Consider the following 13,841-nt stretch of genomic DNA (forward strand, 5'->3'; position numbering starts at 1 on the left):
TTAATATCTAATTTGAAATAAAAAGTTAAAAATTGACATTTACACCCAAAGTAAACTTACGTACCACAGGGTATTTAGCCACATCAATGCCATAGTTAGCCACTTCAGGATCCATCCCTGAATAATTTGTAATGGTAAATAGGTTCTCTCCACTGGCATAAAACCTTAATTTAAGATGGTGGGCCTTTATCTTTGCCGATAAAGCATCGGGTAAGGTATAACCTACAGTCAGGTTTTTCAACCTTACATAAGAACCATTTTCCAAAAACCAATCAGAATTGGTCTGGAAATTTTTATTGGGGTCGGTGGCTGAAATACGTGGGATATCAGAATTTACATTAGACTCCGACCAAGCATTTAAAATTTCTTTATCCATATTGTATCCTTGCTCAGAAGCAGTATAGGCAACACCCTTATAAGCATTAAAAACATCCCGATCAGCCGCTCCTTGCCACAACATAGACAAATCAAAGCCCTTATATTGGAAGTAGGCATTGAAACCATAGGTTATTTTTGGGGTCGCGCTACCCATATATTCACGATCTTCATCGTTTATTAAGCCATCTTCATTTTTATCAATAAATTTCAAATCACCAGCAACGGCATCGGGTTGAATTCTATTTCCGTCCTTATCCACATGGGCAGCTGCTTCAGCATCGCTCTGAAAAATACCATCCGTTTTTATCAAGTAATAAGAATGCCATGCTTGGCCTACAGAGTTGTTAATAGGACGAAGCACTTGACGAACGTTGGAGCTCAAAAAATAACTCTCACGATTGCCGAGATCTTCAATCGTATTTTCATTGGTTGAAATATTAGCTCCTAAGCTATAGGTAAAATCGCGATGGGTATTGCCATAGGACATGGACAGTTCAAAACCCTGATTCTTCACTTTCCCAATATTTCCTTTAGAAGCTAAGCTGGCGCCAAAACTTGCCGGGTTAGGTAAATCATCAATAAAATCTTTGGTATATTTTAGATAATAATCAGCTGTAACATTTAATTTATTATTGAACATGTTCATATCCAAACCAATATCTGTTTGTTCCGATGTTTCCCATGTTAAGGCAAGGTTAGGAATCTTCTGCATCCCAAGTCCCGATAAGGTCGTCGGATCCTCTCCTAACACAGTCCCTCTAGTTGCTTCCAGGTTAGACACATAGGCATAATTATCTACCGAATTCACATTTCCAATTTGCCCCCAACTGCCACGTAATTTTAACATATCAATAAAGTCCACATTAAAAAAGTCCTCTGATGATATCTTCCACGCAGCCGACATGGCCATGAATGTTCCATCATTATTATGCATATACAATTTAGAAGTAGCATCATTACGAATGCTTCCCGTAAAATAATACCTATTGTTAAACGAATAACTTAAGCGTGAAAACATAGAAGTTGACGACAGTTCGCTCATGTTTTCATAGGGCTTACTTTTACTCCAGTCGGAGGCATTCACCAAATGACGTGCCGTTTCATTCTCACTATCAAACCCATAGACAGTCAAGCCAAATCCTTTTGTTTTCTGATAAGAAGCACTGTATCCTCCCATCAAAGTCAATTGGTGATTATTAATCATTTTCTTATAGGTGATCACATTCTCTGACAGCCATTTATTGGTAAATCCAGTGCTCATCGACTTACTATTCTCATTCAAAGGCTTACCGGGTTCCGGACGTTTAACACTAAACTCCTCATTTAAATTTTGGTCTGTACCTAATGTAAACATGCTCTTATAGGTCAACCCGGAAGTTATTTTCACCTCCAAAGAAGAAGTAGAACGTAAATAATAGCTAGGATTGTATTGATCTTTTCTTTTTAACGTAGCTACAGGGTTTACAATATCACCATATGCTCCTGCATAAGCTAAATTACTAGCAGACACGACCCCTCCATAGCTACCATCTTCATTATAGACTGCGGCAGAAGGAGGCATATAAATAGCACTTATGATAGCTCCTGTATAACCCGAATAGGTATCATTGGAATATCCTCTTGATGTTCCAGCCTGCACCCATTCCGAAAATTTGATTTTATCAGTCAGCTTAAAATCTACATTCACACGACCTTTTACCGATTTTTTAAAGGTATTAAGCAGCACCCCCTGTTCATCATCTACTTGAATCGAAGCCAATGCCTTCATATACTCCGAACCACCCGAAAGACTAAGCGCCAGACGTTTGACCTTTCCCATCCTAAAAATCTCTTCCATCCAGTTGGTTCTAGAAACCGCTCCATCAGGATAGATATTTGCATTAAAGGCATCACTTCTCCCTTGTCCTGCATTATCAGCTGCAAGGTTTTTAACCGCATTAAACTCTTCCGCATTCAATGCCTCAGGCAAATTATAGGCTTTTTGAATACCGGTATACAAATTAGCCTCCACCTTTGTCTTCCCTGCCTGGGCCTGCTTGGTACTAACTACAACTACACCGCCAGAGCCCACACTAGAACCATAGATAGCAGCAGAAGCTGCATCCTTTAACACCGAAACAGACTCAATATCTTCGGCGTTTACAGGAGCTCCCGGAACACCATCCACCACCCACAATACCTGATCGCTGGGCGAACCCAAACCACGTATAACGATATTCGCTGGTGACCCTGGATCACCTCCTTGATTCATCACATTGACTCCAGCCATGGTACCTTGTAATAAACCAGTAGTAGATACCGGGCGATTTTTCAATTCCTGAATACCTTCCAGTGACCCAACGGCTGTTGACAAATCGTCCTTTTGAACAGATCCATATCCTATCACGACCCATTCATCCAGCCCCATCATAGCCGATTCCATCATAATCTCAAAATTCTGATCCCCATCAAATGCGATTTCTTGATCCTGAAAACTAACAAATGAGAAAACAAGCGTTCCTCTATTGGTATCTGTGTTTAGATGAAAATTTCCATCTATATCACTGATTGTACCTTGTGTAGTACCTTTTACATACACACTGGCACCAACCAAAGCTTCATGGGTGGAGTTTTCAATAATCTTACCCGATAAAACAGCTTGGGAATACACTTCTGTTATACTCACAATAGACAACAGAAGTAAAAATAACTTTTTCATTCTTTACAGTTTGAATTTCAGTTACAATACACGAACACCATTTCTCTTAGCGTTATCATCTTATCCGCTCTATTTAAAAATTCAAGAACGTACATCAGATTTATTGTTGAGAATAGAATCCGTTAGATTCATTTGTTTGATATTTTACACTGTCAAACATAGAGAAGGAGCTAGAAAATGAGGTGAAAAATCGTATTCGTTAAGGTGGACTATTTGAACAACGTGTCGAAAATACTAACTCAAAAGGAGGACAATGATCGCATTAATATTCTCTCCATATTTGCTTGATTTTAGCTTAACATGTAGCTCGTTCTTTTTCTTGTTTATGTTGTAGCTGAAATTCACTAGGTCTTAATCTAAAAGCCTTTTGAAAACAACGACTAAAGTATTTGGGATCATTAAAACCAACCATAAAACAAACTTCACTTATTCTATAATTTCCATCTTGTAGCAACTGCCTTCCTCGCTGCAAACGAAACTGCTGAATTAATTCATTGGGAGTAATACCTGTTGCTTGTTTTACTTTTCGATAAAGCTGCATTTTACTCCACCCCATCTTTTCGCCTAAGAGGTCAGGACTGAAATTTGCATCTGACAAATGATCATTGATTACCAGAGCTATTTTTTGCGATACACGTTCTTCCAGACTGGGCACTTTTTGTCTTTCAGCTTGCAAATGCTTAGAAATATTAAACGCCTCCAACAAGGCCTTCTCTCTTCTAATCAAATTATTTACTTTGGTTAATAGCAAACGGTTTGAAAAAGGTTTGCTGATAAAATCATCAGCCCCTTTTTGTAAAGCTTTAATTTGATGACTTTCATTACTAAGTGCGGTAATCAAAATAAACGGTATTTGTTGCCACCTTTTGTTTTCCTTTATTTTTTCGCATAACATCACACCATCCATCTGTGGCATCAACCAATCGCATAATATAAGGTCTACCTTCCTATGCTTTATGAGTTTTAAAGCCTCTAAACCGTTCCCGGCTGTAAATACCATGTATTGATTCTCCAAAATACCTTTTATATGCCACACAATATCCGGATGATCATCGACCACCAACACACACTTTTTGTTATCGTTTTCATCCTCTACCAAAGCACTTTGCTTTTGTTTTTGATCCATTTTATATTCAGATGAATTTAAGGCAACACCTTTATCTTCTTCATAAGCCTCATACGGAAAATTGACTATAAAACAGCACCCCTCACCCTCTCGACTTTCTACACCTATATTTCCGCCATGTAACTCAACCATTTTTTGACAAAGAGACAGTCCTAAACCCGTACCTGGCTTTGTTAAATCTAAGGATTGACCTGCCTGATAAAAACGTTGAAATATATTCTGAATATGAGCTTCAGGTATACCTATGCCATCATCAGCGACCTTTATCACCACCTTATTCTCTTCATCATCAACTTCCAGACTAACTACAATATGCCCCCCTTTGTGTGTAAATTTAAATGCATTCGAAAGCAGATTAACCAAGATCTGCCGTATCTTCTCATGATCAAAATAACAGTTGATCTCCTCACGAGTAGAAATAAAACGCAGGGCGATTTGCTTGCTATCCGCCTCCAATTCAAATCCACCCATTATATTATTACAAAAAGATATTAAGCCTCCAGATTCTTTTCTCAATGTCATATATCCACCTTCCAGCTTTTTAAAATCCAACAACTGATTCACCAATTGAATCAATACATCCGTCTGTGTTTTTATGAGTCTAAGTACATTCAGAAGATGATCGGTGCCATGCTCATCAGCCAGAAGTTGTTCCACCGGACCAGCAATCAGGGTTAAAGGAGTTCTAAATTCGTGTGCTAGATTGGAAAAAAACTGCATCTTCATTTCATTGACCTCTTTAAGCTGCTCGTGCATTTGAAGTAAAACACCGTGTTGTTTTGATATTTTATTTTTTTGCTCCAGTACACTCTGGTTAGAAACAGCTAACTCTCGATTTATTTTTTGCAAAGCTTTCTGATTATCTTCCAATTGCTGCGTACGTTGTTTAACGAGCTGCTCCAGTTTTCTGCGCTTATAACGTTCCATACGCACTTTTAAACGCAGTAGTATAGACAAGCCTAACAAAAAGAAAATCATAAAAGCCAATTGATAATATACATTAAACCAGATCGGTGGCTTTACTACAATTTTTTTCTTCAACAAAGAGCCCCATTTTCCATCGGCGTTGGCCATTTTATATTGGAGTTCATATTCGCCAGGTTTTAGCCTCTCTCTTTGGACCTTTGCCTGACTCCCTTGCACATATATCCAGGCAGAATCGCTGGGCCACAAACGGTATTGAATTTTATTTTTAGAGGGTTCCAAATTATGAAAGGCATGTATGTTTAAATGCAGTCCTTCGTTAAAATAGCCTAAGTTTATTTGCTTATCGCCGTCTGCTGATTTAGCATTATTCTTTTGATTATCAAATCCCAGGAAAGCTTTGGGAGCAATCTCATTGTTCACAAAATCGTGGGGCTGAAAAAAATTAATACCCTCATTACCACCAAAAAACAATGTTCCATGGCTACTCTGAAAAAAACCACCCTCACACATTTGTTGGCTTACCCAGCCATCTCTACTGTCAAAAACACGAGATTGCGTTAGTGCTTCATTATATCTAACCACACCTTTTCCAGTATTAATCCAGTAATTACCACCTTTATCCTGCAATACCCCATAAATTAAATCAGAAGGAAGGTTAAGCTGTAATTTTTCAAAACTTTTTTCTTCGGGTTTATATACGGTAATTCCACTAAATGTAGAAATCCAATAATCCCCCTTTCTATTTTGTATGATATGAAATAAACTATTACAACTTAATGGAGACTGTTGATCTGTATTCTTGATTATCTCTATCTGACCTGTTGTCAGATTGTATTTGTTGATGCCTCCAAATTCAGTAGCAATCCACAATATTTTCTTATTATCCAAATACAAATTTCGAATATGTATATCACTTAACTCCGTACTTAGCACATGTGTTATGGCACCTGTACGGATATTAATTTTATCCAGTCCTCCCCAACCGCCCAACCAAAGAAAACCTTGTTCATCTTCAACCATGCTATAAATCCGTGATAATTTATACTGACCAGAAGCTTCGGCATTGAAATATGACTGCCTTCCATTGATATCGACCTTCAACAAACCGGCATAACTGCCAATCCACATACTACCATCTTTGGATTTATAAATACAACGAATCCTTTCCCAATCATTATTGAATTGCCTTTTTACAACTACTTTTTCAAATGAGTCTTCCTCCTTATTGTAAATAAATACTCCTTTATCGTATGTACCCACCCACAAACTATTTTTATCATCATTTGCCATGGCTCTAATAGGAGATTCTGGCAGTTGATGGCGATTTCCTTGCCTAAAAGAAAGCGTTTGAATATATGACAATTGAGGCAGAAGTTTACTGAGACCCCGATCTTTCGTTCCTACCCATAATATACCTACATTATCCACAAAAGAGCAATATGCCTCATCACTGGCAATAGAAAAGGGATTATCTTTATGATGACGTATATGCTCTACATAGAAATTACCTGCATCATGCTTTTTTACCACATGAAACAAGCCTTTATACCTAGATCCACACCAAAACTCATTATCACCCACCTCAACACCTCCCATAAAAGCAACATGAGGATACCTTTGTCTTAAGTATTCCCTCTGTAAAGAACCTTTTTTCTCCATGGGGGGCTTTTCAGCGCGAACAAATTGATCCCGCTCACTGAGAAAACAATAATAGTCTCCGTTCACATTCACCCATACATCTCCATCACCTGTCACTTCTAATGTACCATTAGATAAGTTTAGATAGGTCTTAAAAATTCCCTTTTGTACATTTACCAGTCTGCTGATAATTCCTCTACCAAGTTGCACCCAAAGATTTCCACTTTTATCTACATCTAAAGCCAATACTTGGTTGTCCGGCAGTGAGGTTTCTGGTTTCTTTGCATCATAATTAAATGACTTATAACGAATACCATCAAACATACATAGTCCGTCATAAGTACCAAACCACATCCGCCCAATACTATCCTGAGCTATGCATAAAACAGAATTATTAGGCAAACCATCCTCCATGGTGATGGTTTTAAAATTATATTTAGAATGGGCTCGAATCGATAAAACAACGAATAACAAAAGAAGGAGTATAGTACAGTGCTTCATATTTCAAAAACTTAGCAAAACCCTGATAAGCAATGCAAATATTTTTTCTGGTTTTACCAAGGTATTTTTTACCCAACAAAGATGATCATATTGCTTGCACGAAAGTTAAACTGAAAATGAAATAAACATTAAGTATTACTTCTTCATTCTATTAATTTTACAAAAAATAAATGGACGAAACTTGGCATATAATTGATAATAGCACTTTAACTAAAACTAAAAAGTCTACAACCCCATCTTCATTTGAATTTCGGTGATTGCCTGATCAGGGTGATTGTTATTTGTAAAATCCTTATCAAACAAATTACTTACAAAGGCATTGGATGCCTTACTGAATATCATATCGTGACCAACACACAAGCCCATTGAAATATTCAAGTCAGTATTTCTTTGGTTCAAAAAATGCGCTTGTCCGGCAGGATTACATAAAATACGACTACCAGATCCGCCCAACAGATCTTTTTTTTGTAGACGCCCATATTTACAATCCACCGTGTACACGTCAAAACATTTAGAGAAATACTTTTCTAACAATTCAGCTTCGTAGCCAAATGTGATACAATGCGCTATCCCAATACGTTTAAAATGGGCGCCTTTGGCAAAGTTCATAAGCTCCTCCACACGATTAGAACGCATGCTGGTTGTATCATAATTTACTTGCATTATGTCTCTAAATGCTTTTGTATATAATTCCGTCATATTCATCTATTTTAAACGTACATTTGTTGCACTGCGCTCATAGCAGCTAACACAATAGGATAATTGCCCGGCCCGGCTGTAAGCATTGGCTGCGTGCCATATTGCATAATAGCCAATTCTGAAGCAGTCATATGCTTCTGTATGGCTAATCCTAGGATATTAATCATTTCACCGGTTGACTGTCCTCCTATAATCTGTGCCCCTAAAACAACTCCGCTTCCTTTTGAAAAAATAAGTTTCACCTTTTGTTTGGAAGTCTCTGGCAGTTTAGCAGGATGATGGTCAACGCCCTCATTTCGACCTACAACTATCTGAAAACCTTCGGCATTCGCTTGCTTTTCTGTTAATCCGGCCGCCCCCATTGAAATATCACCCAACGAGCTTGAAAAAATGGCAATACTGCCTTTTGTTTGCCTAATCACTCTTAAATTATACAGATTCATACCCGCAATTCTGGCTTCTGAAGCACCGGTAGAAGCAAGCATTAGCTTGGATTGTTTCCGTGTAAAAAAATCTCGATGCTCCACACAATCACCAACGGCATAGATATCTTTTATAGATGTTCTAAGGTATTCATCGGTGACAATACCACCATAAATTCCAATTTGAATTCCTCCTTCTTTTGCCAAAGAAACATTGGGCTGATATCCTATGGCCAGAATTACATTATCAGCCTTTATAACCTCCCCACTCTGAAGTTGAACGCCTGATAACTTGCCCTCTTTTCCAAGTATTTTATCCACCATTGTATCGGTGCGTATGGTAACTCCATGCTTTGCTAACACATCTATGGCAGGACTTATCATATCATTATCAAAAGCCAAAGGTAAAATGGAATCCATGGCTTCAATCAAGGTAATGTTGGCCCCCAGTTTCACGAGTTCATCACTCATCTCCACACCAATAAATCCAGCACCAATGACAACAATCTCCTTTCCTTTATTCAATTTTGATTGAAGCGCTTGAATATATTCCAATTCCTTTCGAATTGTTACCACGCCTTCTAAATGGATCCCCTTAATAGGTGGTATAAATGGTGTTGAACCCGTTGCTATAATTAACTTATCATAACTTACAAAACGATTACTTTTCAAATGCAAACGCTTTTGATTACTATCAATTGCACTTACCTCATCAATTAAAAAATCAATTCCCATATTTTTTGCAGGCTCAATACTTTTAATATTGTCTTCTACAGAATGCAGGGTCCCAAAAGTATATGGTATTCCACAAGGTATCAGTGACTGCTCTTCTTTTCTAATAACCAATACCGTCTTATCTTTATGAAGCATTTTTGCGGACGAGGCAGCTGCCCCTCCTGCTGGGTTTCCCCCAATTATAACAATGTCGTATTTCATATACTCTAATTTAATTACAATGGCTCTATGGAGATCCTCTGAATTAATCATTCTCCTGTGTGTAAATCCATTCCCATGGGTCATTTCATCCCATGTATTTATATATTTCGCAAATAGTGCGTACTACCAAGCATTGATATCTGATCGCCATATCGTTTCAGGACATCTGCCTTTTGGGATATACAATCAAACATGCTGTTAATATTGTTCCATCACCGACAGGGCAAAAATAGAGCCTTAAGATGCTCAGCACAAGAAAGTATAACGGTAGTATTTTGCAAAAAAGATTGAAATATGATAATTATTTTATTACGGAATAGTAATCTTTAAAATTTGGCCAATACAAAGTTGCTTTGTTGTACCTTTGTATATAATTTACCATAAAGTTGTATCACTTTGGAAAAACATAATCAAAACAATACAGTCGACCTAGAAAACACATCTGCATGTTTCCAATCTTTAGAAGCAGAAGATTTGCAAATTATCAATAAAAATAAAACCCAATTATCTTTTTTCAAAGATGAAACAATATTCAAACAAGGAGCATTTGCTACCCATGTACTGTTTGTAAATAAAGGTTTGGTTCGAATTTATCTTCAAACAGACACGAACAAACAAGTAAATATTCGTTTGGCTAAACAAGGTGATTTTCTGGCATTTTCATCAGTCTTTGGAAAAAACACATATTTATATTCTGCCATTTCTCTTAAAGATTCAACCATATGTATGATTGACAAAGAAGCTTTAAAGAAATTATTAATAAAGAATCCGGGATTTGCCATGCAGATTAATTCCAAAAATTGCCATAACGAAGATCGCTACCTCAACATCATCCATAATATTTCCCACAAACAAATGAGAGGTAAATTAGCTTCCGCTTTAATATATCTATCTTCCAACGAATTCAAGGATGAAAATGTTTTTGAATACTTAACGCGCCAGAACATTGCAGACTTCGCTTCCATCAGTGTTGAAAGTGCAGTGAAGTTCATCAAAGAGTTTGAAAAAGAAGGCATGTTAAAATTGGAAGGAAAAAACATTCAAATAACGAACATCAACAAATTACAAAACATTGAATTAAGAGGCTAAGAAGCAACTCCTTTCACAAAAATAATAGCTTAAAAATCATTAAGAAGAAGCAGTGCACCACAAAGATAAACTGAAACTAATTAACTAATAAATTAGCAACCAATACCTTCATTAATAAAAGAAGTCTGGAATGCCCCATGAAGATATATAGCTTTTAATGGGAAACGATGGGAATAATCTTCAATATTTTACCTGGATTTTCAATCGCCACATAAATATAGCCATCGGGGCTCATTTCTACATTTCGCACACGGCCAACTCCTTCCAGCAGTTTTTCCTGCTTCACTACTTGTTTACCATGTAACACAACTCGATGTAAATACTCAAAACGAAGGGAACCTGTTAATATATTATTTTTCCAATTGGGATAACGATCCCCTTTCACAAAGGTCATACCACAGGGAGCAATGGAAGGAACCCAATACAACAGGGGCTGTTCCATACCTACCGTGGCTGTATCCTTGGTAAAAGTCGTTCCATTATAATTGATACCAAACGAAATCACCGGCCATCCGTAATTCTTGGCCGCTTCAATAATATTTATCTCATCACCTCCTTTGGGGCCGTGTTCATCTGACCACATTTCTCCGGTTACAGGATGCATGCACACACCTTGCGGATTACGATGACCATAAGAATAAATAGAAGGCATAGCGCCTTTCTTACCAACAAAAGGATTTTCTGGAGGTATACTCCCGTCATCATTTATACGATGAATCTTTCCACAATGATTATCCAGCGATTGGGGATTACGATCCCGGTTGCCACGATCGCCCACCGAAATGTACAAATAGCCCTCTCTATCAAATTCCAACTTACTACCATAGTGATGGCGCTTATTGGTCTCAGGCATGGCTTTGAAAATACGTTGTTTATCAACCAATGCATTCCCCTTCAGCCGAGCCCGCATCACTGCAGTGTTGGCCAGGTTATTGTTTTGCTCATTGGGTGAGGAGTATGAAAAATACAACCAACCATTTTTTGCATAGTCGGGATGAAGTTCAATATCTAGTAAGCCCCCTTGTCCTTCTGCTATAATAGGAGGCAAACCTGTTATTTGCTGCAATTTACCATGAGTGGTAAAACGTAATAATTCTCCTTTTCTTTCGGTGATCAACAAATCGCCATTGGGCAAAAACTCAAGTCCCCAAGGAACATCTAATCCATCCACAACAGTATCCACCCTGAACTTCATATCTTCACTTTGCTCCACTCCCTCCTCATGCACCGTAATAAGGTCAGTATTTACTAGAGGCTTCATATCCATTTTTAAGATATAATCAACTAGGTCATATATAGTTGTATCTGTCAATCCTTCAGCAAAGGCAGGCATTCCATAGGCTACTCGTCCATATTTTATACTTTTAAAAAGCTCGTCTCTTCCCTTCCCCCAAAGCCATGTTCGCTCAACAAAAGAAGATTTACCATCATTATGACATCCCAAACAAAAGTTTTGAAAATGAGACTCGGCATTGGTGCCTGACTGAAAACCACGCTTAGTATCATTCTGGGTTTGGCAGGACACCCACAAATGAAAAGCAACCACCATAACAAAAAGAAATATATGCTTCATATTTACGAATACTATTTACTCAATAAAACGATCTCATCATGCCTGTTGGGGGTATAAAACACCCTCACAAATTCTGCTTCCGCCATGGCTTTAAGCCACAAATTTAAATCATTCTCCTGTGTGTTCCATTATTCTCATGACTCGCCTCTATTCACCATAGCGATGCCATGCCTCTTTATACAAGTACTTGACTGTTTGCACTTTTAATCCTCACAACGAAGTTCTAGTACATCATTAAAGCCTAAAAGATATAACACACAAAAACACGAATTGTTTGTAAACACAACAAGAACCATATTTGGATATTATAAATATCACTCTTGTCATGATGTAGATACTCATACACCAATATGAAACCAACGAAACAGTTTTACTTTATTTCTACGAAACTAGTCTCCATATTCTTGCCTGCATAAGGCGCCAATTCAACGGTAAAATGTCTTAATATAGGAGCTTCATTTACAATTCGATAACCAGATTTAATCTTTTTCCTCCTATCATACACATTTTTAAGAGCTACTGCGATCACATCCATATGATTATTGGTATATACCCTGCGGGGAATGGCCAAACGTAAGAGCTCCAGTTTTGGATATCTATTTTCGTGCGTAACAGGATCTCGGTCTGCCAATAGTGTTCCTATCTCCACACCTCTCACCCCGGCTTCTTTATATAACTCTACAGCTAAGGTTTGTGCTACAAATTGATCCACTGGTATTTGCGGCAAAAATCGTCTAGCATCCACAAATATGGCATGACCTCCAAATGGCTCCTGTACAGGCACACCAAACTCTTTTAGTCGTTGACCTAAATAGGCCACCTGTTTAATGCGGGTCTCCAGGTAGTCAAATTCAGTTCCCTCATCAAGCCCCTGAGCCAAAGCATTCATATCACGCCCCGACATGCCACCATAGGTAATGTATCCTTCGTAAATAATATTAAACTGTGCAGCTTTTTTGAACAGTTCTTCCTCCCGTAAAGCAATAAATCCACCCATATTCACAATAGCATCCTTCTTACTGCTCATAGTCATTCCATCAGCATAGGTAAACATCTCTGCTACAATCTCTTTGATGGTTCTATGGACATATCCCTTCTCACGGGTTTTAATAAAATAAGCATTCTCTGCAAAGCGAGCCGAATCAAAAAGCACTCGAACACCATACTTTTTACTTAATTCATAAACATCACGTAAGTTTTGCATAGATACAGGTTGTCCTCCTGAAGAATTACAGGTAACCGTAACAATAACGCATGGTATTTGCTCCGCAGGATATTTCAGGTAAATTGACTCCAGCTTATTTAAGTCCACATTGCCTTTAAAAGGATGCTGAAGTGTAGTATCAAATGCTTCGTCAATGGAACAATCAACAGCCCTTGCTTTGCGAAACTCAATGTGCCCCTTTGTGGTATCAAAATGAGTATTTCCTGGTATGATGTCACCTTCTGAGATAAGCGCAGAAAACAAAACATTTTCGGCAGCGCGTCCTTGATGTGTGGGTAAAAAATAATCAAACCCCAATATATTTTTTATGGCCTGTTTCATATTATAATAAGAAGTAGCACCAGCATAACTCTCATCGCCCAACATCATACAAGCCCACTGACGGTCGCTCATGGCTCCCGTTCCACTATCAGTTAACAAGTCAATAAAAACCTGATTGCTCTTCAAATTAAACAGATTATAAGCTGCGTTTTTAATCCAACGTTCCCTTTCTTCTCTGGTACTTTTTCGGATGGGTTCAACCATCTTTATTTTATAAGATTCTGAAAAAGGTAATTCCATGACTAATTTTATTTATGATGAAAAAAAATGGTATTTAGCCTTTGCAAGAAAACTCCAAATACTGCGTT

Annotated in this window: 7 protein-coding genes; 1 reads left to right on the top strand and 6 read right to left on the bottom strand. The window is 37.8% G+C overall.

Annotated elements, in window-relative coordinates:
- Window positions 1-25: 25 nt before the first annotated feature.
- The 4 genes from CYTFE_RS0110245 to CYTFE_RS0110265 all read right to left on the bottom strand — a co-directional run bounded on the left by CYTFE_RS0110245 (window position 26) and on the right by CYTFE_RS0110265 (window position 9,325).
- A complete protein-coding gene (locus tag CYTFE_RS0110245; RefSeq protein ID WP_027471711.1) occupies window positions 26-3,076 on the bottom strand; it encodes a SusC/RagA family TonB-linked outer membrane protein in 3,051 nt (1,016 codons plus the stop codon).
- A gap of 295 nt (window positions 3,077-3,371) precedes the next feature.
- On the bottom strand, window positions 3,372-7,268 hold the full coding sequence (locus CYTFE_RS0110250) for a hybrid sensor histidine kinase/response regulator transcription factor (RefSeq protein WP_081735964.1): 3,897 nt from the start codon (window positions 7,266-7,268) through the stop codon (window positions 3,372-3,374).
- Window positions 7,269-7,493: 225 nt separating this feature from the next.
- Window positions 7,494-7,967, bottom strand: a complete 474-nt coding sequence (locus CYTFE_RS26065) for a DUF1847 domain-containing protein (protein ID WP_052343136.1) — start codon at window positions 7,965-7,967, stop codon at window positions 7,494-7,496.
- A gap of 11 nt (window positions 7,968-7,978) precedes the next feature.
- Entirely contained in the window at window positions 7,979-9,325 is a 1,347-nt protein-coding gene (locus tag CYTFE_RS0110265; RefSeq protein ID WP_027471713.1) for an FAD-dependent oxidoreductase, read from the bottom strand.
- Window positions 9,326-9,721: 396 nt separating this feature from the next.
- On the opposite strand from CYTFE_RS0110265, the gene CYTFE_RS0110270 reads away from it, so the two are divergent.
- Entirely contained in the window at window positions 9,722-10,414 is a 693-nt protein-coding gene (locus tag CYTFE_RS0110270) for a Crp/Fnr family transcriptional regulator (protein ID WP_044213816.1), read from the top strand.
- 154 nt (window positions 10,415-10,568) lie between these two features.
- Here the strand turns inward: CYTFE_RS0110270 and CYTFE_RS26070 are convergent, their stop codons facing one another.
- Entirely contained in the window at window positions 10,569-11,987 is a 1,419-nt protein-coding gene (locus CYTFE_RS26070) for a PQQ-dependent sugar dehydrogenase (RefSeq protein ID WP_044213815.1), read from the bottom strand.
- Between the two features lie 370 nt (window positions 11,988-12,357).
- Window positions 12,358-13,773 carry a tryptophanase gene (locus CYTFE_RS26075; protein WP_044213814.1) on the bottom strand — a complete coding sequence of 472 codons (1,416 nt, stop codon included), beginning with the start codon at window positions 13,771-13,773 and terminating at the stop codon, window positions 12,358-12,360.
- Window positions 13,774-13,841 lie beyond the last annotated feature (68 nt).

Source organism: Saccharicrinis fermentans DSM 9555 = JCM 21142 (assembly GCF_000517085.1).
Lineage (GTDB): Bacteria > Bacteroidota > Bacteroidia > Bacteroidales > Marinilabiliaceae > Saccharicrinis > Saccharicrinis fermentans.

What these genes read in the sequence shown, in the direction of transcription:
- CYTFE_RS26075 (WP_044213814.1), bottom strand. Translation starts at nt 13,773, where the DNA reads ATGGAATTACCTTTTTCAGAATCTTATAAAATAAAGATGGTTGAACCC.
- CYTFE_RS26065 (WP_052343136.1), bottom strand. Translation starts at nt 7,967, where the DNA reads ATGACGGAATTATATACAAAAGCATTTAGAGACATAATGCAAGTAAAT.
- CYTFE_RS0110265 (WP_027471713.1), bottom strand. Translation starts at nt 9,325, where the DNA reads ATGAAATACGACATTGTTATAATTGGGGGAAACCCAGCAGGAGGGGCA.
- CYTFE_RS26070 (WP_044213815.1), bottom strand. Translation starts at nt 11,987, where the DNA reads ATGAAGCATATATTTCTTTTTGTTATGGTGGTTGCTTTTCATTTGTGG.
- CYTFE_RS0110250 (WP_081735964.1), bottom strand. Translation starts at nt 7,268, where the DNA reads ATGAAGCACTGTACTATACTCCTTCTTTTGTTATTCGTTGTTTTATCG.
- CYTFE_RS0110245 (WP_027471711.1), bottom strand. Translation starts at nt 3,076, where the DNA reads ATGAAAAAGTTATTTTTACTTCTGTTGTCTATTGTGAGTATAACAGAA.